This window comes from Bordetella genomosp. 8, assembly GCF_002119685.1.
GTDB lineage: Bacteria > Pseudomonadota > Gammaproteobacteria > Burkholderiales > Burkholderiaceae_B > Bordetella_C.
The window spans coordinates 4932705-4953825 of sequence record NZ_CP021108.1; the positions used below are offsets into that span (position 1 = coordinate 4932705).

Here is a 21121-nt window from a genome sequence, read left to right on the forward strand (position 1 = left end):
GGTTCAATGGCGCGGCGGCGCTTTTTGCCGAATCATTCGCGTCGTGCCGGCCGGACTTTCGGCCAGTCCACGAGATCGCGCGGGCGCATGAATGAAAGCCATACTCCAAGCCATGCGGGCAAGCGTCGTCCATCTTTCCGTGCTGTTCCTTTTCTTGGTGCTTGCCACGCCGCTGCTGGCCGCCGATGACCCGCCGCAGCCTCCCCCCTTCCAGCCGGAGGAAATCGAAGCGCTGGTCGCACCCATCGCGCTTTACCCGGATGCGCTGCTGGCCCAGGTGCTGATGGCGTCGACCTATCCCCTGGAGGTGGTGCACGCGGCGCGTTGGGTCAAGCAAAACCCCAAGCTCAAAGGCGACGCGGCGGTCAAGGCGGTGGAGAACCAGCCATGGGACGTGAGCGTGAAGTCGCTCGTCGCCTTCCCGCAAATCCTTGGCCCGATGAACGACAAGCTGGACTGGACTCAACGGCTGGGCGACGCGTTCCTGGCCCAGCAGCAGGACGTCTTCGCCGCAGTCCAGCGCCTGCGCAAACAGGCGCGGGACGCTGGGAATCTGCAGTCCAATGCGCAGCAGAAGGTGTCGGCGCAGCCGGTTTCCGCCGGCGCCACGGACACGGTGGTGCGTATCGAATCCGCCGACCCGGCTGTCGTCTACGTACCGGCGTATAACCCGACGTTGGTATACGGGGCGTGGAGTTCGCCGGCCTATCCGCCTGCGTATTGGGCGCCGCCGCCTGCTTATTATCCCGGCACGGCGCTCATGAGCGGCCTGGCGTTCGGTGTCGGGGTCGCCGCCACCGCGGCCATCTTCAGCGACTGCGACTGGGGCGGCGGCGACGTCGACATCGATTACAACAAGGTGACGAACATCGACCGCAATGTGGACCGCGGCAAGGTGCAGGGACAAAGCGGGCGATGGCAGCATGACCCCGGCCATCGCCAGGGCGTGGCGTACCGCGACAATGCGACGCGGCAGAAAATGGCGGGTCAGGTCCCGGGGGCCGATCAAAGATCGCAATACCGTGGTCGCGAGACTGAAGCGGGCGCAAGCCGCGAGCGACGCGCGGACGGCGCGGCAGCCACGAACAGGACCGCCGGCGGTACGCGGGCGGCGGCCGCGGATCGCCCCGCCGGCCCCGGACCGGGGAGCTCGGCCCGGCGTAGCAACGTGGACGGCGCCCGCAAGAGCAGCTCCAGCCCCGTTGGCGGACAGCGCGACAGCGCGTTTTCCGGCGTGGGCGCGGGGGGCGCCGCGGCACAGCGCAGCCACGACCGCGGCCGGGCCAGTTTTCAAGGATCGGCGGCCGGCCGCTCGTCCGCCGGTGGCGTGCGCGGTGGAGGCTCGCGCGGCGGCGGGGGCCGGCGCTAGGCCGGAAAAGGACGCCGCGCAGCCTGGATGAAGACAGGGAGAACATCATGGTTGAGCCCGCCCGCGATGGGACGCGACGCCGGGGCCCGCCCCTGCCTGGCAGGGTCATGGCGGCCGCCATGACGACGAAGACTGCGATGGCCGCGGTGGCCATGACGGCCGCGATGGCGATCGCCACGGCACATGGGCAGGAAGCATTCCCCTCTCCCACCGCCGCAATGAACGAATTCGGCACCGCCATTGCCAAGCGCGACGAGAGCGCCCTGCGCAGGATCTTCGGCAACGATTTCCGCGCGCTCATCCCCGTCACCGATACGCGTGACCGCGAGGCGTTCATCATGGAATGGGGCCGATCCCACACCATCGAAATGACCGACGCCGATCACGCACTCATTGCCGTGGGCAAGGGCGGCTGGACCTTCCCCATTCCTCTCGTTCGACACGATGGCGGCTGGCGCTTCGACACGCGCGCCGGAACGGAAGAAATGCGCTTGCGCCGTGTCGGTCGCAACGAACTCGCTGTCATACAGGCCATGCTCGCCGTCTACGACGCCCAACGCGAATATGCCCAGACCACGCATGACGGCGGATCGCTTCTGGTCTATGCGTCGAAGCTGGTCAGCTCCCCCGGCAAGCATGACGGTTTGTACTGGCCGACCTTGCCCGGAGAACCCGAAAGCCCCCTCGGGCCGGCATTCGCCGCAGCCGCTTCCAGCAACGCCGCGGAAGGTGGCTTTCACGGATATCACTTCAAGCTGCTCAAGTCCCAGAGCGCGCATGCCCCGGGCGGCGCATACGACTACGTCGTGCGCGGCAAGCTCTTCGGCGGGTTTGCCGTGATTGCCTGGCCGGTACGGTACGGCGATACGGGAATCGAAACCTTCATCGTCAGCCACGCCGGCCAACTCTATCAGCGGGACCTGGGTGCCGACAGCGCTTCGCTCGCGAACGCCATACGACAGTTCGACCCGGGTCCGGGCTGGAGCAAGGTTCCCGAACAGGATAGCCGGCCCTGGGCGGCTGGATCACTGGACCGATCACCTTGACGGCCACTTGACACGGGACTTAACGCTGCGTCAACGGCGACGCGCGGGCGGGCCCGCGCGTCGCCGGGCACTTAAATGTCGCGGGCGTGTCATATAGCGATCGTCCACCCCGTTCGCTAGCAATGATTCGCTCCATCTCGCTCGCCGCCCGGCGCGGCGCCGCCGTCGCCCTGCTGGCAGCCGCCACCGCCCTGCCCTTGACCGCGCAAGCCTGTGACAACGTACCCGACTGGGCCCAAGGCGCGTGCAATCGCCTGGACCAGATCTGGAACCAGGGCAACGACGAGCTGTACATCACCGGCTATGCCTGGCACAACCGGGCCGCGTATTCCGCCGACAAGATCAAAAGCTTTCGCGAGGAAAGCTGGGGCGGCGGCTGGGGCAAGGGCATCTATGACGAAGACGGCGACTGGCAAGGCCTGTATGGCATGGCCTTCCTGGACTCACATGGGCACGTCGAACCCATCGCGGGCTACGGCTACCAGAAGATCGGCCGCGTCGGCGAAAACTGGCGCTTCGGCATCGGCTACACCGCGTTCCTGACCGCGCGCGAAGACATCTTCCACTACATCCCTTTTCCCGGGATATTGCCCCTGGCGTCCGTGGGCTATGACAAGGCGACCTTCTACGCCACCTACATTCCCGGCGGCAAGGGCAACGGCAACGTACTGTTCATGTTCGGCAAATGGACGTTCTGATCAGAACGCCGACACCAGCCGCCGCACCAGCGCCCCCAGGCGGCAATCGCTGATGCCGTGGTCGCGCAGCGCCCGTTCGGTTTCCAGCACGTAATCCAGGCAAGCCCCGGATCGGCCCACGGCGGTGCGGATAACGTCCAGCCGCCGCTCTTCGGCCACGTCGCCGGCATAATCGGCGCACGCCCTGTTCAGAAGAAACGCCAGTCCCGCCACCGGCCCCTGCTCGCTATGGCAGACCAGCCAACGTGGCGTATAGGCCCCGCCTATCATCTCGCGCTCCCACAAGCCGGCGAACGCGGCGGGCACATCGGCCGCGCCGATGCGGAACACGACCCCGCGGCAGCAGCCGCCGCGATTCAGCCCGAACACCAGCCCCGGCGCCTGGTCCGAGCCCCGATGATGGCGCGACCACAGGCAAAGCGAGCGATGGTAGCCGTGGATACTGGCCAGGCGCCGCTCCTGCCAGGGAAAGCCGGGGCGCCAGATCAGGGAGCCGTAGGCGAATACCCAAAGATCCGCCTTGCCATCCCAGCTACCGGGAAATCCGTCCGGCAGCGCGGCCTCGGCACCCGTACGGCCGGTTTCGATGCGTTCTAACAGGGCGCCGGAAAATGGCGCGGCGGGTTCGCCGGAGGGCACCGCGGACATGCTGCTCTATCTCTATCGGCTACGAATTGGAACAAAAATATCGTACGCCCGCGGCAGGGAAAAAACGTTGCAACATGACTGCATTGGAACCGGATGAAATGAAAATTGCGTTCCCGTTGTTTGCCGGCAACGAAAAACCTTTCCATCAATCCGAGAAATTTCGCATTACAGACCGTCCAACGGCAACTCCGTGGTGCTCTTGATGACTTCCATGGAAAAGCTGGCGCTGACGTCCAGCAGGTCCACGGCGTCGATCAGCCGGCGATAGAAGCGGTCGTAGGCCGCCATGTCCTCGACCATGACCTTCAGCAGGTAGTCGATGTCGCCCGCCATGCGGTGGAACTCGACGACATTGGGCAGCGCCTGCACGGCGTCGATCAGCCGCCGGGTCCACTTGGCGCTGTGCTGGCTGGTCTTGATGGTCACGAAGACCGTGAGCTTCAGGCCCAGCGCATTGGGGTCCAGCAGCATGGCATGACGGGCGATCACGCCGTCGTCCTTCAGCTTCTGGATGCGGCGCCAGCACGGAGTCACCGACAAATTGACCTGCTCCGCGATTTCCGCGACCGAACTGGCGGCGTCTTTCTGCAACAGGCTCAGGATCTTGATATCGGTCTGATCCATGGATTTTCCTCGGCGCGGCCGGCGCCGCAACGGGGGCCATCTTGCCCTTTCCGGCGGACGGCGTCCATCGGCGGCGGCCCGGACGCTTTGTGGTAAACCACCGGGATCATGACATCCACCCTGCAACGCTATCCCTCGCTATCGCACTGGGGCGCCTACACGGCCGTGGTGCGCGACGGCCGGCTGGTAGCCTGCGAACCGTTCGCCCGCGATCGTGCGCCATCGCCGATGATCCACGCCATGCCGGACATGGTGCACTCGCCGCTGCGCATCGCGCGCCCCGCGGTACGCGAGGGCTGGCTGCGCCGGCGCGGGACGGACGCGGGGAAGGCCGAGGCGCGCGGCGCGGACCGCTATGTGGAAGTCGGCTGGGACACCGCCCTGAAACTCGTGCACGAGGAGCTCGCGCGCGTGCGGGACGCGCACGGCGCGCAGGCGATTTTCGGCGGGTCCTATGGCTGGTCGTCCGCCGGACGCTTCCACAATGCCATGAGCCAGACGCGGCGCTTCCTGTACGCGGGCGGCGGCTGCACGGACCAGGTCGGCAACTACAGCTGGGGCGCGGCGCAATTCCTGTTGCCCCACGTGATAGGCACCTGGCAGCCACTGACGGGCAAGGTGACGGATTGGAACAGCGTGGCCGCCCACACCCGGCTGATCCTGGCCTTTGGCGGCATGCCGCTGCGCAATGCCCAGGTGATCGCCGGCGGTGCGGGGGATCACACCACTGCCCACCACCTGCGGCGCAGCGTCGACCAGGGTGCGCGCATCGTGGTCATCTCGCCCACGCGTGGCGACATGCCGGACGGCATACCGGCCGAATGGATACCGATCCGTCCCAATACCGACGCCGCGCTGATGATAGGCATGGCCTACGTCCTGCTGGAATCCGGCCGACATGACGCCGGCTTCCTGGATCGGTGCTGCCACGGCTTCGAGCGCTACGCGGCCTACCTGCGCGGCGAGACCGACGGCCAGGCCAAGACGGCGGAATGGGCGGCGGCCATCTGCGGGATCCCGGCCGGCACGGTCAGGCGCCTTGCATTGGACGCCGCCGGCTGCCGCTCGCTGGTGAACTGCACGTGGTCCCTGCAACGGGCCCATCGTGGCGAACAGCCTTATTGGGCCTGCATTGCGCTAGCCGCGATGCTCGGGCAGATCGGCCTGCCCGGCGGCGGCTTCAGCTTCGGGCTGGGATCCATCAATAGTGCCGGCAACCCGCGCACCGACGCCCCGGTACCGCAGCTGCCCGAAGGTTCGAATCCGGCGGCCAGTTCCATACCGGTGGCGCGCATCGCCGACATGCTGCTGGATCCTGGCGGCGCCTATCGCTTCAATGGCCAGGACTGCCGCTATCCCGACATCCGGCTGGTGTACTGGGCAGGTGGCAACCCCTTCCACCACCACCAGGACCTGAACCGCCTGCAGCGCGCCTGGCAGCGTCCGGAGACCATCGTCGTCCACGAAACGTGGTGGACGCCCACCGCGCGGCGCGCCGACATCGTGCTGCCGGCCACCACCACGCTGGAGCGCAACGACATCGGCGCGTCTTCCCGCGACGGCTATGTCTTCGCCATGCACCGCGCCCTGCCGCCGCAGGGGCTCAGCCGCGACGACTTCGACATCTATCGCGAACTGGCGGCGATGGGCGGGTACGAGGACGCCTACGCCCAGGGCCGCGATGCCTGGGGCTGGTTGCAGCACATGTATGCGGGCATGCGCGCGCAGTGGGCCGCGTCGGAGGATCTGCCCGACACGCCGGACTTCGAGGACTTCTGGCGGCGCGGCCATCTGGCCTTGCCTCCGCCGCGACGCGACTTCGTGCTGTTCGAGGACTTCCGCAAGAATCCATCCGGACATGGCTTGCGTACGCCTTCCGGCCGGATCGAGCTCTATTCCGAACGCATCGCCGGCTTCGGCTACGACGATTGCCCGGGCCATCCGGCCTGGCTGCCGCCGGTCGAATGGCTGGGATCCCCCAGCGCCAGCCGCTATCCACTGCATCTGATCACCAGCCAGCCCGAGCGCCGCCTGCACTCTCAGCTGGATCCCGCGCCCTTGTCGAATGCGGGCAAGATCCAGGGACGCGAGCCTGTCCGCATCCATCCGGCGGATGCCGCCGCGCGCGGCATCGCCGACGGCACGCTGGTGCGCATCCACAACGACAGGGGCGCATGCCTGGCGGGCGCCGTGCTGGATGACGCCTTGATGCCGGGCGTGCTGGTCATGTCGACCGGCGCGTGGTTCGACGCGGATGCCGGCAAGGCGAGTTCACTTGATGCGGACGCCGGCGAGGCGAGGCTCGAGCGGCACGGCAACCCCAACGCCCTGACGCTGGATGTCGGCACATCGCAACTGACCCAGGGCAGCAGCGCCCTGTCGGCACTGGTCGATATCGAGCCCTGGAGAGACCCCGCGCCGCCCATGCGCGCCTATGACGTGCCGCTCAAGTCCAACGACGGCGGGGAGGCCGGGAGCAATGACGTTCCAATTTCCTCTGCGCCACCAGGCAAATGAGCAAATTCTTTGCTCAGCAGCACCTTTATCATGGAATTTATCTGCACATTCCGGATAAGCCATGCAATCCCATACCCCGCCCGCCGGGCTCGCTCCGCTCTGCGACGCCATCGTCGCCGCCCGCCACCTGTCCGGCCAGGGCCTGCTCGGGGCGCTGGCCCAGGGCGTGGCCAGTGCGGATCCCGCCTGCGCGCTGGATCGCGTCTGCCCGCAAGCGCTGGCGACGCCCGAAGGCGGCTACTCGCGGCACGTCGCCTATGCCGACCCGCAGGGCCGCTACACGGTGGTGTATCTGGTGTGGCCGCCCGGCCAGTTCAGCCCGGTGCATGGCCACCATACCTGGTGCGCCTATCGCGTCGTCAGCGGCGAACTGACGGAAACCCTGTACCGCTGGGACGAAGACGCACGCTGCGCGCACGTCCTGGAGCAGGCCAGCCGCCGACCCGGCGATATCGTGACCGCCGCGCCCGGGCTGGACCAGGTGCATCGCCTGGGCAACGCGGGCGCCGCCGTTGCCGTATCGCTGCACGTGTACGGCGTCGACGCCCAGGCGCTGACGACGGGCGTGAACCACGTCGTCAACGCCTCGGCCATGCACTAACCCATCCACTGGCTGACCGGCGCCGCGGCATCCTGCAGCGGCTGGGCCACGACATCGACCAGGGCCGGTCCGTCATGCTCCATGGCGGCGCGCAAGGCGCTTTCCAGCTGCGCCGGATCCTCCACGCGCCAGGCCTTGATGCCATAGGCTTGCGCGATGCGCGCGTGATCGGTGCGGTCGAAGTCGACGCTGTAGTAGCGCTGGTCGTAGCCCGCCTTCTGGCTGGCCTTGATCCAGCCATAGACCGAATTGGAAAACACGATCATCAGCAGCGGCGCCTTGTGCCGCACGACGGTCTCCAGTTCGCCGACCGTGAAACCGAAGCTCCCATCGCCCATGACCGACACGCATTTGGACTGGGGCCGTCCGAACCAGGCGCCGAAGGCGGCCGACAGGGAATAGCCCAGCGCGCCGTGGGCGCGATTCGTGATGAACTGCCGGCCCGGCCGCGCCGCGTCGTAGTACGCGGAGAAATACGGGCAAGGCGTGCCCGGGTCCGCGCAGACGATGGCGTCGTCGGGCAACAGGCGGTTGAGCGTCTTGACCACGCGCTCCGGCCGGATGGGCCGTTCGGTGGACGATGCCAGCGCATCCAGCTGTGCCGCCCGGGCCGCCCGCGCCCTGCCCGCCAATACCGCGCCATCGGCGGCATCGGCGCGCCGCCGCGCCAGGCGCGGCGCCAGTTCGGTGTTCAGTGCCTCCAGCGCCAACCGTGCGTCGCCGATCATGCCGACCTCGGTGCGGTAGTTCGTGCCCACCACCATGGGATCGACGTCGATATGCAGGATGGTCGTGTCGCGGCTGGGGAAGCGCCAGTGCTCGGTCGAGGTGGAGCCGGCGCGGCAGCCGACGAACAGCACCACGTCAGCCGCCGCCACCACATCGCGGGTGGCCAGCACGCCGCCATTGGACCCGACCACGCCCGCGTTCAGGGGATGCGTGTCCGCCAGGCTGCCCTGGCCGCTGACGGTGACGCACACGGCCGCCTTCAGCGATTCTGCCAACGTTTGCAGGGCCTCGCAGGCGCCAGCAATGACCACCCCGCCGCCGCAGATGACCACCGGCGCGCGCGAATCCGCCAGGATGGCCGCGGCGCGCGCGACGTCCGCGGGGTCGGGGGCGTAGCGCATGGCGGGAAATCGGCCATGTTCGGGCTGCGCCCAGATATCCGAGGCGTCCACCTGCTGTTTCATGACGTCGTAGGGAAAGCACAGATGCGCGGCGCCCGGCTTGCCACCCGTCATGGCGCGGAATGCCGCGCGCACCATCCCGGGAATCTGGTCGGCGCGATCTATCGTCCGATTCCACTTGGTCAAGGGGCGGTACAGCGCCTCCTGGTCCAGTTCGGTCAGCGGATAGCGGCCACGCGAGCCGACCGCAACGTCCGACGTGATCCCCAGTACGGGAATCGACGATTCGTTGGCCTCCACCAGACCGGGCAGCAGATAGGTGGCGCCACCACCGCTGGGACCTTCGCACACGCCGACCTTGCCGCTGACCCGCGCATAGGCGTCGGCCATATAGCCCGCGCTGCGCTCGTCGCGCGTCAGCACATGGCGCATGCCGTGATCCAGACGATGCAGGGCGTCGTAGAACGGCAGGCTGGTGTCGCCGCACAGCCCGAAAATATGTTCCACGCCATACGCCTGCAGCATGCGCACCATGGCTTCGGCGCCATTGAGTTGGTCCATGTCAGTTTTCCAGATTGATGTGGTTGGTCTTGATGAACTGGTCCCAGCGCTGGTATTCGCGCTGCACGTAGGCGTCCAGCGTCGGGCCGTCGGAACCGATGACCTCGAACCCGGCCTCGGTCAGCTTGCGCCGCACCTCGGGGTCCGCCAGCACCGCCTGGAAGTCGGCGGTCAGCGCCCGCACCGTGGCGGGCGGGGTCTTGGCGGGCGCGAACATGCCGCTCCAGGAATAGGCTTCGAAGCCCGGATATCCGGACTCGGCCACGGTCGGTACGTTCGGCAGGTCGGGCAGGCGTTTTTCTCCCGCAACGGCCAGCGGCTTGATCTTGCCGGCCTGGATCTGGCCGCGCAGCGCGGCATAGCTCAACCAGGTCATGTCCGCCTGGCCTCCCACCACGGCCTGTACCGCCGGCCCGCCACCGCCATAGGGCACATGCAGCAGATCCACGCCGGACAGGCGCTTGAGCTGCTCGGGCGCAAGGTGGTTCAGCGAACCGACGCCGGTCGAGGCGAAGTTGTATTGCTTGCGTGGGTTCTTGCGCGCGGCGTCGAAGAAGGCCGCCAGCGTATCGCCAGGCACGTGGGGGTTGGCGCCGATCACCAGCGGGAAACGCACCGTCTGGCTGATGCCGACGAAATCCTTGAAGGTGTCGTAGGGCAGGTTGCTCTTCGCGGCGGGGTTGATCGCATGGTTGTCGAAGCTGACCAGCAGTGTGTTGCCGTCCGGCGCCGCGCGCGCGACGAAGGCTGTCGCGATCTGGCTGGCCGCGCCGGCGCGGTTTTCGACGATCACGGGACGGCCATGCAGGCGCTCGGAAAGCTTGGGCTGCATGATGCGCGCCAGGATGTCGGTACTACCACCAGGCGGGTACGGCACCACCAGTATCAGCGGCTTTTCCTCGGCCGCGTGCGCGGCGGGCATAGCGGCCAGCGCGCCGCTCAGCGTGGCGCATAGCGCCGCCCCCAGGATCGAACGGCGGCGTGAGATCGCCGCCGTCCCGGCGTGTTTCTTGAGTTCGATCATATATTCCCCTTGTGTTGATCAGGCCTGGTCTTCGAGCTGATCCCGCATATAGATCGTCGAAAATCCAGTACGAATGACGTCGGTGATCTGGTCCAGGCGACGCCCGATATGGTGCGACACCAGTTCCTGCAGCAAAGCATCGTCGCGCGCGCGCAGCGCATGCACGATACGCAGGTGTTCCGCCTGGGTATGGCTACGGCGGCCCTGTTGCATGTCGATCCAGCGAACGAAATGGATGCGCGCGTTCACGCTCTCCAGGCTGCGCACGAACTCTTCATTGCCGGTCAGCCGAGCCAGCGACATGTGGAAGTACTCGTCCAGCGCCAGCAGGCGCACCGCATCGGCGTCCTCCGGCACGTCGCGGGACACCTCGACGGCGGCCTGCAATTCATCGAGCTGATCGTCGGTGGCTCGCTCGCAGGCGGCGCGCACGATGCCGCACTCCAGCACGGAACGGAATTCATACAGGCTGTGGATCTGCTTGGCGTCCAGCGGGCGGCCTATGAATCCGCGATTGACCGCCCGGGTCACGAAGCCTTCCACCATCAACTGGTTCAGCACTTCGCGCAGGGGCGTGCGGCTGACGTTCAACTGGCGGGCCAGCTCGACTTCGTTGATGCGCTGGCCGGGCTTGAAATCGAAACGGACCGCCATGGTCTTGACGGCGTCGTACAGCTCGGAAAGACCGGCGGCGGTACGGTCCGCGTATCGAGGTAATGCCATATGCCACTCCCTGCGGCACCTATCACGGAAAGTGCATACTAAGGTGTATACACTTCATGCCGCCATAGGAGTTACCCGCAGGGCGCCGCTGGGCACGCCCAGCGCAGGCCTCGATCAGGCCTCAGGCTTGTTTGTCGAAATCGGTGTCGAGAACGCTTTGCCGGCCATCGCGATCGACCAGCGTCAGGCTGTCGAGGGCGGTACCCTGGCCTGCCGGCGCAGGCTCGATGCGCAGCCGCGCATGGCCCAGCGGCACCAGCCAGGCGCCGCCGGCCGCGGCGTGCGCGGTGCTGTCGGCAACTTCGGCGAAGCGCGCGGCAAGCGCGGCCGGATCCTGCGCCCGCGCACGGACTTCCACGACCGCGCGAGCACCATTGGCGTGCTGCATCAACGCGGGCTGCCAGACGCACTCGGGCGTCAGGTGGCGGCAGAAATACAACCTGATGCCGGGGATGGGCTGTTCGGCGAACCGCACGGTATGGAAGCGAGCCTCCATGGTCTTGCCGCCGACCTGCGCCGGCCGGGTCAGGACCTGCACGGGATTCACCGCGTAACCCGCCGCGCGCAGCCTTTCGTAGGTCGCCTCGGCATCCTCGGTACGCAGCACCAGGGCTTCCAATCCCAGGGGGGAGTCGGCGATTTCCTTGCGCGCCGGCGGCTTGCCCGGCGGCCATCCCAGCAATTCCACATAGGAATGCTCCAGGACCATCAGGCGATTCCAGGAGCCCAGGTTGTGGACCTCGGTCTCGCTGAGCGTGTAGCCCTGGCGCTCGAAATGGGGCGCCGCCTGTTCCAGACGGTCCCGCACCATGATCACCGCGTGATCGAGTTCCGTCCTGCCGGCGCCCGTTGCCATCGCCTCGCCCCTACGCCAGCTTGCCGTGGCACTGCTTGTACTTCTTGCCGCTGCCGCAGGGGCAGGGATCGTTGCGGCCGACCTTGGGTAGCGCATTGCGCACCGGCTGCTGGCCCTGAGGCCGCTCGTCCTGCCCGGCCGCCAAGGCCTCGTCGTAGTCGGCATGCTGGTACTGGACGTTCTGCACGTGCTGCTGCGCGGCTTCGGCTTCCGCTTCGGCCGCCTGTTCCTGCGACTGGATGCGCACGGTCATCAGCACCTTGACCACGTCGTCGCGGATACGGTCCAGCATGCCCGAGAACAGTTCGAAGGCCTCGCGCTTGTATTCCTGCTTCGGATTCTTCTGCGCGTAACCACGCAGGTGGATGCCCTGCCGCAGATAGTCCAGCGAAGACAGGTGCTCGCGCCAATGCTGGTCGATGGCCTGCAGCATGATGGAGCGTTCGAACTGGCCCCAGGCTTCGGCGCCCACCTGTTCCACCTTGGCGCGATAGGCCGCGGCGGCGGCTTCCTTGACGCGTTCCAGCAGATCGTCGTCCGTCAGGCTGGTTTCCTTTTCCAGCATGTCGGTCAAGGGCAGCGACAGCTGATAGTCGGACTCCAGCGCGCGCTGCAGCCCGGGCACGTCCCACTGTTCTTCCACCGATTCCGCCGGCACGTAGGTGCGGACGAGTTCCTCGACGGCCCCGTCGATCAGGTTTTCCACCGTGGGGCCGACCGTCGTGGCTTCCAGGACTTCGTTGCGCTGCGTATACAGCACCTTGCGCTGGTCGTTGGCGACGTCGTCGTATTCGAGCAGCTGCTTGCGGATATCGAAGTTGCGGCCTTCGACCTTGCGCTGCGCGGTTTCGATCGACCGCGACACCATGCCGGCTTCGATGGGTTCGCCTTCCGGCAGCTTCAGGCGCTCCATGATGGCGCGCACGCGGTCGCCGGCGAAGATGCGCATCAGCGGATCTTCCAGCGACAGATAGAAGCGCGACGAGCCCGGGTCGCCCTGGCGGCCGGCGCGGCCACGCAGCTGGTTATCGATACGGCGCGATTCGTGGCGCTCGGTGCCGATGATGCGCAGCCCGCCCGCCTGTTTCACCTTTTCGTTGGCCGGCTTCCATTCGCTGCGGATCCTGTCGATGCGCGCCTGCTTTTCCGCTTCCGGCACCGATTCGTCGGCATGGATCAGGTCGATCTGCTTGTCCACGCTGCCGCCCAGCACGATGTCGGTGCCGCGGCCCGCCATGTTGGTGGCGATGGTGATGTGGCCAGGCTTGCCCGCTTCGGCGACGATTTCCGCTTCGCGCGCGTGCTGCTTGGCGTTGAGTACCTCGTGCGGCAGCTTCGCCCGCTGCAACAGCCCCGACAGCAACTCGGAGTTCTCGATACTGGTCGTACCCACCAGCACCGGCTGGCCACGTTCATGGCAGTCGCGGATATCCGCCAGGATGGCGTCGTACTTTTCGCGCGCGGTCTTGAAGACCTGGTCGTTCTGGTCCTTGCGGACCATGGGCTTGTTGGTCGGGATGATGACCGTTTCCAGCCCGTAGATTTCCTGGAATTCGTAGGCTTCCGTGTCGGCGGTGCCCGTCATGCCCGACAGCTTGTCGTACATGCGGAAGTAGTTCTGGAACGTGATCGAGGCCAGCGTCTGGTTCTCGTGCTGGATCTTGACGCCTTCCTTCGCTTCCACGGCCTGGTGCAGGCCATCGGACCAGCGGCGGCCCACCATGAGGCGGCCGGTGAACTCGTCGACGATGACGACTTCGCCGTCCTGCACCACATACTGCTGGTCGCGGAAGAACAGCGTGTGCGCGCGCAGGGCCACCATCAGGTGGTGCATCAGCGCGATGTGGCGCGGGTCGTACAGCGATTCGCCTTCCGGCAGGATGCCCACGCGGCTGAGGATGGCCTCGGCATGCTCGTGCCCCGCTTCGGACAAATGGACCTGCTGGCTTTTTTCGTCCACCCAGTAGTCGCCTTCGGGCTCCGGCTCCTGCGGCTTGGGCTCCGATTCCATGCGCTTGAGCAGCGGCGGCACCGCGTTCATGCGGATGTAGAGCTCGGTGTGGTCTTCGGCCTGCCCGGAGATGATCAGCGGCGTGCGCGCTTCGTCGATCAGGATGGAGTCGACTTCGTCGACGATGGCATACGACAGGCTGCGCTGGCGGCGATCCTCGACGCGATACTCCATGTTGTCGCGCAGGTAGTCGAAGCCGAATTCGTTGTTCGTGCCGTAGGTGATGTCGGCGATGTAGGCGGCTTTTTTCTCTTCGTTCGCCTGCTGCGGCACCACGACGCCCGTCGTCATGCCCAGGAAGCGGTACAGGCGGCCCATCCATTCGGCGTCGCGGCGCGCCAGGTAATCGTTGACCGTCACCACGTGCACGCCCTTGCCGGACAGGGCATTCAGGTACACCGGCAGGGTCGCCATCAGCGTCTTGCCTTCGCCAGTGCGCATTTCGGCGATCTTGCCGTTGTGCAGGGCGATACCGCCGAGCATCTGCACATCGAAATGGCGCATGCCGAACACCCGCTTGCCCGCCTCGCGCACGACGGCGAAGGCTTCAGGCAGCAGATCATCCAGCGAAGTGCCCTGTTGGAAGCGGGCGCGGAATTCCTGGGTCTTGGCCGCGAGTTGCTCGTCCGACAGCGCGGCGATGGTGGATTCCAGGCCATTGATCTGGCTCACCACCTTGCGATACTGCTTAAGCAGCCGGTCGTTGCGGCTACCTATGAGTTTTTTTAGCAGAGAAACCATGCGTATGTCCGCGCGCGCCTGCCACCCCGATCCGGGGGCGTCGGTACGCGACTGATATTGTTGTCGATGAGGCGGAAAAGCCCGCCGGGAAACGATCGAGTGTAACGCACCGCGAGGGCAACATTCCCGCCTGGCATAGCGGTGCCGCGCCGGGCTCCACGCCCGGGCCGGCGGGCCGGGCTGGGCGCCTGGCCGGCCGTGTCAGCGGATGACCGTGGCCGTCGCCGCGGCGAGCGCGGGCGGCGCGGTGGGCGGACGCCCGAGGAAGAGACGAGGATCCATGGCCTGGCCGCCCAGGCGGATCTCGAAATGCAGATGCGGGCCTGTCGAGACGCCGGAGGACCCCACGCGAGCGATGAGCTCCCCGCGTTGGATCAGGTCTCCTGCCTTGACCAGCACTTCCGACGCATGCGCGTAGCGCGACACCAGGCCATCGCCGTGGTCGATATCGACCCGCTGGCCATAGCCGGCATCGCGACCCGCCACCACCACCACGCCGCCGGCGGCGGCCAGGATGGGCGTGCCCATCGGCGCGGCGAAATCCAGGCCTTCATGCCGCAGATAGCGGCCGGTGACCGGATGGCGACGCCAGCCATACGAAGAGCTCAGATAGGGATAGTCGGTGACCGGCAGCGAAGACGGCAAGCGCGCCAGGTCGGCGCGGCGGCGGGTCAGCGCCATATCGAACAGCTGCAGGGCGGCCATCCGGCCGGCCAGTTCGTCCGCCAGGACGTCGATGTCGCGGCCCAGGGTCTGCGCCGCGCCCGGCGGGCCGTCCAGCAGGGCCGTGGCCAAGGGGACGGCGTTGGTGGCGATGTCGTCGCCCGCCGCGCGAACGGCGTTATCGGCGGGACTGGTATTACCAGCAGGGCCGGCAGGACCGGCGTCAGCGGCAATCGGCCCGGCATCGGCATCGCCTGCCGCGCCGTTGTCCATCGCCTGGTCCGCATCGGCCACCGTCGCGAAAGTGTCCGGCAAAGGCACCCCCGCCGCAATCGCCAGCCTGCGGCTCAAGGCGTCGACACCGGCCAGGCGCGCCTGGATCGTGCCCACCTTGGCGGCCAGCATCGCCAGCGCCTGGTGCAGGGCGTCGTCGGAATAACCGGCCTGCGGATCCTGCGGAACCGCGCCGGCCCGCGCCGCGGGCAGCACGCTGGCCGGCGCCAACCCGCGCGCGACCAACGCGCCGGCCAGGGCCGCCAGCAGCAGCGCGCCGCTCATCAGCAAGGCCAGCCGGCCGCCTTCCAGGGTGAAATGCCCCGCCGAACCGCGCCGGGCATGCATAATGACAAACTTCAATCGAGTAATCCTGTTGCCTGGCCAAATAAACAAACGGAATGAACAAACGCGCGCCTTTCCGTCCCTCCCGCAAGCCTGCCCGCGGTGAAAACACCGCAATGGGTTGGCTGGGACACGACGCGCGCGGCGCCGGCGTGCTGGCCACGGCGCATCTGCACCTGCAGATCCAGCGCACGGTGGCGTCGGTGGTGCCGCCCGTCCTGGGCAACGTCTGCCGGGTGGCGCGCCTGGAAACCGATCGCCTGCAATTGGCCGTACCGAGCGCCGCCCATGCCGCGAAACTGCGCCAGATGGCGCCGCGGATCGCACAGGCATTGCACGCGGCAGGGTGGAACCTTAACGAAATCGCGGTGAAGGTTCAAGCCGGCTTGCCCGGCGCCGGGATAAAACCGCCACGCGCGCCCAAGGACGTCATGCCGCTGGGCGACACGGCGCTAGGCGCTTTCGAGGCTTTGCGGGAAACGTTGAATCCCGGCCCGCTGGCCGACGCAATAGAACGCCTGCTGCGCCACCATCGACAGAGCTGACCCAGTATCCCGAAGGACGGGTCACTTCATCACGCCCCGCCGCAAAAAACCGGTGCCCCCCACCCGGGGCGCCACGGATCCGGCTCTGCCGGTCCGTCGGCGTCGCCCCCTTGAGGGGGAAGCGCGCAGCGCTTCGGGGGTGATCCTATTACGCCAGCTTCCACTCGTAGCGGAATGCCTGCGGCGCTTCGGCCTGCGACTGGTAGCTGACCAGTTCCCAGGATTCCTGCTGGGCCAGCAGCGCCCGGGCCAGCTGGTTGTTGAGCGCATGGCCGGACTTGCACGCGACGTAGCGCGCAACCAGGGGCTTGCCGAGCAGGTACAGATCGCCGATGGCGTCCAGGATCTTGTGCTTGACGAACTCGTCGTCATACCGCAATCCGTCGCTGTTCAGCACCCGGTATTCGTCCATGACGATGGCGTTGTCCAGGCTGCCGCCGCGTGCCAGGCCCATGGACCGCAGGGCTTCGACTTCATTGACGAAGCCGAAGGTGCGCGCGCGGGCGATTTCGCGCGTATAGGAATGCGTAGCGAAATCGACTTCGGCGAAATTGGCCGTCGAATCGATGGCCGGATGCCGGAAATCGATGGAAAAGGCCAGCGCGAAGCCGTCATGCGGCTCCAGCCGCGCCCATTTTTCGTTGCGCCCTTCGCCTTCGCGCACCTCGATGGGCTTGAGCACGCGAATGAACTGCTTGGGAGCGTTCTGCTCCACGATGCCGGCCGAGCGCAGCAGGTAGACGAACGTGGCCGCGCTGCCGTCCATGATGGGCACTTCTTCCGCCGTCAGGTCGACGTGCAGATTGTCGATACCCAGGCCGGCGAGGGCCGACATCAGGTGCTCGACCGTGGACACCCGCACATTGCCCTGCTGCAGCACAGAAGCCATGCGCGTATCGCCGACGCCAGTGGCCTGTGCGGGCAGATCGACGACCTCGGGCAGGTCGATGCGGTGAAAGACGATCCCGGTGTTCGGCGCAGCGGGACGGAGCGTCAGCTCCACCCGGCGGCCGGAGTGCACCCCGACGCCTGTGGTCTTGACGAGATTCTGTATGCTGCGTTGACGAAACATGGGCTTTATTCGGATTCTTGGTTAGCGGAAAGAAATCCGCCACGCCGTTGTAAGAACAGTATTGTAACCCCGGGCTTACGACCATCCAAGGCAAACAATCCTACGTTCTTGATAGTCTGAAACTATCTGAAACGACCCATTCGTTCCCTTCCCGGCCCGCTCGCGCGGGCCGGGGATGAGGGAGTACTACGAGGCGTGCCGGAGCGGCCGGCGGCTGCCAGCCGGCGCCCGGCGGAGCGCCTGGCTACTTCAGTCCGCCTGCTTGCGCAGGAAAGCCGGGATATCGAAGTGATCCATGCCCGAGCTTTCCAGCGCGCGCACCTGGGCCGACGCCTGCGTGCGCGGGTTGCGCATCACGGACGGCATATCCAGGTTGCGGTAATCGCCCTGGCCCGCGCCATTGTTGGCCACCATGCCGACCATGGGGAAGTCGTCGGTCCCGGTGCGCAGCGCTTCGCCGCGGCTCTGAACCAGTTGCGGACGGCTGGAAGTGCGGCCCAGGCCGGTGGCGACCACGGTCACGCGCAAGCTGTCGCCCATGGACTCGTCATACGCCGTACCGAAGATCACGGTGGCATCCTCGGAAGCATACCCGCGGATGGTTTCCATGATTTCGCGCGTTTCGCGCATCTTCAGGGTGCGGCTGGCGGTGATGTTCACCAGCACGCCGCGCGCGCCGTGCAGGTCGATACCTTCCAGCAGCGGGCAGGCGATGGCGTGCTCGGCGGCCACGCGGGCGCGGTCCACGCCCGAGGCGGTTGCCGTGCCCATCATGGCCTGGCCCTGCTCACCCATGATGGTCTTGACGTCTTCGAAGTCGACGTTGACGTTGCCTTCCACGTTGATGATTTCGGCGATGCCGGCGCAGGCGTTGTGCAGGATGTCGTCGGCCGACTTGAAGCAGTCTTCCTGCGTGGCGTCCTCATCCATCAGTTCGTACAGGTTTTCGTTCAGCACGACGATCAGCGAATGCACGTGCTTGGCGAGCTCGTTGATGCCCTCTTCGGCCATCTTCAGGCGCTTGTTGCCTTCGAACTGGAACGGCTTGGTCACCACGCCCACCGTCAGGATGCCGAGTTCCTTGGCGACTTCCGCCACCACGGGACCGGCGCCGGTGCCCGTGCCGCCGCCCATGCCGGCGGTGATGAAGACCATGTGCGCGCCATTCAGCGCGGCACGGATTTCCTCACGCGCGGTTTCGGCGGACGCCCGGCCCTGCTCGGGCTTGGCACCCGCGCCCAGGCCGGTGCGGCCCAGGCGGATCTGCACGGGCGCGTTCGTAGCGGCCAGCGCCTGCGCATCGGTGTTCGCGCAAATGAAATCGACCCCGCTGACACCGTTGCGGATCATGTGCGCGACGGCATTGCCACCCGCGCCCCCGACACCAACGACCTTGATCACGGTCCCTTTGGTGCTGTTCTCGAGCATTTCAAAGTTCATGATGCGACTCCCTCAAGTCTGATTGCAAATCACAAAAAACAAAAACCCCAACTACCTTTTTTGTGAATCGCTTCAAAGCCGACGCCGACATCTGCTGTCCGCCACGGGTTTGAAGCGTCTCCGCCAGCGCGCCGTTCAATTGCTCGGCACGCCCCGGAATCGCCGGCAGCGCGATCCCTATTCAATTCATGAACCACTCCTTCATCCGCGCCAGCAGGCTCTTGAAGTTGCCTGTTTGCGCGGCCACCTTGCGTCCGCGCATGCGTTGCATGCGCGCTTCCTGCAATAGTCCCATCACCGTCGCGAAACGCGGGTTGCGCATCACGTCGGCCAGGCTGCCTTCGTACTCCGGCACCGCGACGCGCACCGGTTTGAGGAAGACATCCTCGGCAAGTTCCACCATACCGGGCAATTGTGCGGACCCACCGGTCAGGACAACGCCGGAAGCCAGCAGATCCTCGTACCCCGAATCCCGCACCACCTGCTGCACCAGCGTGAACAATTCCTCGATGCGCGGTTCGATAACGGCGCCCAGGGCCTGACGCTTGACCAGCCGCGGACCGCGATCGCCCAGGCCGGGCACCTCCACGGTTTCGTCGGGACTGGCCAGAACCTGCTTGGCGACGCCATAGCGCAGCTTGATTTCCTCGGCGTCGGGCGTCGGGGTGCGCAGCATCGCCGCGATGTCGTTGGTGATCTGGTCGCCGGCGATCGGAATGACGGCGGTGTGCCGGATGGCCCCGCCCGTGAAGATCGCCACGTCGGTCGTGCCGCCGCCGATATCGACCAGCACCACGCCCAGCTCCTTTTCGTCCGTGGTCAGGCAGGCCAGGCTGGACGCCAGCGGCTGCAGGATCAGGTCCTGCACTTCCAGCCCGCAGCGCCGCACGCACTTGACGATGTTCTGCGCCGCGCTGACGGCGCCCGTCACGATATGCACGCGCACTTCCAGCCGCAGGCCGCTCATGCCGATAGGCTCACGTATGTCTTCCTGACCGTCAACGATGAACTCCTGCGTCAGCACGTGCAGTACCTGCTGATCCGTGGGGATATTCACCGCCTTGGCGGTCTCGATGACGCGCGCCACGTCGGTCGCGGTGACCTCCTTGTCCTTGACCGCCACCATGCCACTGGAATTGAAGCTGCGGATGTGGCTGCCGGCGATGCCGGTATAGACGTCGCGGATCTTGCAGTCAGCCATCAGCTCGGCTTCCTCCAACGCGCGCTGGATGGAATTGACCGTGGTTTCGATGTTCACGACCACGCCCTTGCGCATGCCGCGGGATTCATGCTGGCCCAGGCCCAGCACCTCGAATCGGCCTTCAGGCAAGATTTCGGCGACGACGGCCACCACCTTGCTGGTTCCGATATCGAGGGCGACGATTAAGTCCTTGATGTCACGGGTCATGGCGTTAGCGCTTCTTTGGATTGGATTTCGGTTTGGTTTTCGATTCGGCTTCGGGCGGCTGCGCCAGGGCCAGGGCAAAGCCGTTGGGATAGCGCAGATCGGCCTGCAGGATGGCGCGGCCTTCCAGCTTCTGCGTCAGCGCGGGCCAGGCCTGCACGAAACGCTGGATGCGCGCGGCGAACGGCAAGGCGCCGGGCGGGCCGTTCGGATCCGGCGCATCCGCGCCCGGGTCCCGTCCCAGATCCAGCTTCAGGCCATTGGACAGCGTCACGCGCCACGCATAGCGCGGGCTCAGCTCCAGGTCGTTGACGCGCATGTCCAGCGGCGCGAACCACCGGGCCAGTTCCGCATACCGTTGCACGACCAGGCTTTCGCTGCCTTCCGGACCATAGAAGTGCGGCAGCGCGGACTCGTCGTCCAGCTCCCCTGTGTTCGCGGTGAATGATTCCCCCCAGGTGTTGATCATCTGGTTTTCGTTCCAGAGCGCCAGCGGCTGCTGTTCCTCTATCCTGACCCGCAACACATTGGGCCAGATGCGCCGTATCGTGGCGTGGCGCACCCACGGCGCCGATTCGAACAGTTCGCGGGCCTGATCCAGGTCCATGGTAAAGAAATTGCCTTTCAGTCCGCCCGCGATCGTCGCGCGCATGCTGACCGGCGATACGTAATGCAGTTGCGAGCCCGGCGCTGCTTCCAGTTCGATCGCGGTCAGATCGAAATACGGCCGCTTGGCCAGCCACACCAGCCCCGCCCCCAGCATGGCGAGCACCGCCAACACGGCCAGCGTGTTGGCGATCAGGTTGGTGGTGCGAGCGTCGTTCCACAC

18 protein-coding genes are annotated in these 21121 nt (G+C 66.4%); 6 read left to right on the plus strand and 12 right to left on the minus strand.

From position 1 onward, the window contains the following. Positions 1 to 91 precede the first annotated feature (91 nt). The 3 genes from CAL12_RS22310 (at position 92) to pagP (ending at position 3113) form a co-directional block, all read left to right on the plus strand. Entirely contained in the window at positions 92 to 1369 is a 1278-nt protein-coding gene (locus tag CAL12_RS22310) for a DUF3300 domain-containing protein (protein ID WP_086066621.1), read from the plus strand. A 119-nt stretch (positions 1370 to 1488) separates the two neighbouring features. Next, complete coding sequence (locus CAL12_RS22315; protein ID WP_232464601.1) at positions 1489 to 2415, plus strand: DUF2950 domain-containing protein; 927 nt, start codon at positions 1489 to 1491, stop codon at positions 2413 to 2415. A 122-nt stretch (positions 2416 to 2537) separates the two neighbouring features. After that, positions 2538 to 3113 (plus strand): lipid IV(A) palmitoyltransferase PagP, encoded by a 576-nt coding sequence (gene pagP, locus CAL12_RS22320; RefSeq protein WP_086066623.1) that lies wholly within the window; start codon positions 2538 to 2540, stop codon positions 3111 to 3113. On the opposite strand, the gene CAL12_RS22325 is transcribed toward pagP, so the two are convergent. Both CAL12_RS22325 and CAL12_RS22330 read right to left on the minus strand, forming a co-directional pair. Then, a complete protein-coding gene (locus CAL12_RS22325; RefSeq protein ID WP_086066624.1) occupies positions 3114 to 3761 on the minus strand; it encodes a gamma-glutamylcyclotransferase in 648 nt (215 codons plus the stop codon). A gap of 165 nt (positions 3762 to 3926) precedes the next feature. Next, entirely contained in the window at positions 3927 to 4385 is a 459-nt protein-coding gene (locus tag CAL12_RS22330) for an Lrp/AsnC family transcriptional regulator (protein ID WP_086066625.1), read from the minus strand. 108 nt (positions 4386 to 4493) lie between these two features. Between CAL12_RS22330 and CAL12_RS22335 the strand changes: the two genes are divergently transcribed. Then, a complete protein-coding gene (locus CAL12_RS22335; RefSeq protein ID WP_086066626.1) occupies positions 4494 to 6902 on the plus strand; it encodes a molybdopterin-dependent oxidoreductase in 2409 nt (802 codons plus the stop codon). Between the two features lie 61 nt (positions 6903 to 6963). Then, entirely contained in the window at positions 6964 to 7503 is a 540-nt protein-coding gene (locus CAL12_RS22340; RefSeq protein ID WP_086066627.1) for a cysteine dioxygenase family protein, read from the plus strand. Here the strand turns inward: CAL12_RS22340 and CAL12_RS22345 are convergent. The 6 genes from CAL12_RS22345 to CAL12_RS22370 all read right to left on the minus strand — a co-directional run bounded on the left by CAL12_RS22345 (position 7500) and on the right by CAL12_RS22370 (position 15848). Continuing rightward, entirely contained in the window at positions 7500 to 9194 is a 1695-nt protein-coding gene (locus CAL12_RS22345) for a thiamine pyrophosphate-binding protein (RefSeq protein ID WP_086066628.1), read from the minus strand. The two genes, CAL12_RS22340 and CAL12_RS22345, sit on opposite strands and share 4 nt — an antisense overlap. A 1-nt stretch (position 9195) precedes the next feature. Next, complete coding sequence (locus CAL12_RS22350; protein WP_232464961.1) at positions 9196 to 10116, minus strand: tripartite tricarboxylate transporter substrate binding protein; 921 nt, start codon at positions 10114 to 10116, stop codon at positions 9196 to 9198. Positions 10117 to 10236: 120 nt separating this feature from the next. Next, positions 10237 to 10941: a GntR family transcriptional regulator gene (locus tag CAL12_RS22355; protein ID WP_086066630.1), complete on the minus strand. Its 705-nt coding sequence runs from the start codon at positions 10939 to 10941 to the stop codon at positions 10237 to 10239. Positions 10942 to 11062: 121 nt separating this feature from the next. Further along, positions 11063 to 11797 (minus strand): VOC family protein, encoded by a 735-nt coding sequence (locus CAL12_RS22360; protein ID WP_086066631.1) that lies wholly within the window; start codon positions 11795 to 11797, stop codon positions 11063 to 11065. Positions 11798 to 11807: 10 nt separating this feature from the next. Continuing rightward, positions 11808 to 14549, minus strand: coding sequence for a preprotein translocase subunit SecA (secA, locus tag CAL12_RS22365; protein WP_086066632.1), 2742 nt, complete (start codon positions 14547 to 14549; stop codon positions 11808 to 11810). 201 nt (positions 14550 to 14750) lie between these two features. Further along, positions 14751 to 15848: a M23 family metallopeptidase gene (locus CAL12_RS22370; protein WP_420042737.1), complete on the minus strand. Its 1098-nt coding sequence runs from the start codon at positions 15846 to 15848 to the stop codon at positions 14751 to 14753. A 38-nt stretch (positions 15849 to 15886) separates the two neighbouring features. Here CAL12_RS22370 and CAL12_RS22375 point away from each other — a divergent pair, with 38 nt between their 5' ends. Beyond that, on the plus strand, positions 15887 to 16375 hold the full coding sequence (locus CAL12_RS22375; protein ID WP_086066634.1) for a DciA family protein: 489 nt from the start codon (positions 15887 to 15889) through the stop codon (positions 16373 to 16375). Between the two features lie 148 nt (positions 16376 to 16523). On the opposite strand, the gene lpxC is transcribed toward CAL12_RS22375, so the two are convergent. The 4 genes from lpxC to CAL12_RS22395 form a co-directional block, all read right to left on the minus strand. Beyond that, positions 16524 to 17447: a UDP-3-O-acyl-N-acetylglucosamine deacetylase gene (lpxC, locus tag CAL12_RS22380; RefSeq protein ID WP_086066635.1), complete on the minus strand. Its 924-nt coding sequence runs from the start codon at positions 17445 to 17447 to the stop codon at positions 16524 to 16526. A gap of 249 nt (positions 17448 to 17696) precedes the next feature. Continuing rightward, positions 17697 to 18890 (minus strand): cell division protein FtsZ, encoded by a 1194-nt coding sequence (gene ftsZ, locus CAL12_RS22385; protein ID WP_086066636.1) that lies wholly within the window; start codon positions 18888 to 18890, stop codon positions 17697 to 17699. Positions 18891 to 19068: 178 nt separating this feature from the next. Then, positions 19069 to 20295, minus strand: a complete 1227-nt coding sequence (gene ftsA, locus CAL12_RS22390) for a cell division protein FtsA (RefSeq protein ID WP_066654970.1) — start codon at positions 20293 to 20295, stop codon at positions 19069 to 19071. 4 nt (positions 20296 to 20299) lie between these two features. After that, positions 20300 to 21121 carry a cell division protein FtsQ/DivIB gene (locus CAL12_RS22395; protein ID WP_086066637.1) on the minus strand — a complete coding sequence of 274 codons (822 nt, stop codon included), beginning with the start codon at positions 21119 to 21121 and terminating at the stop codon, positions 20300 to 20302.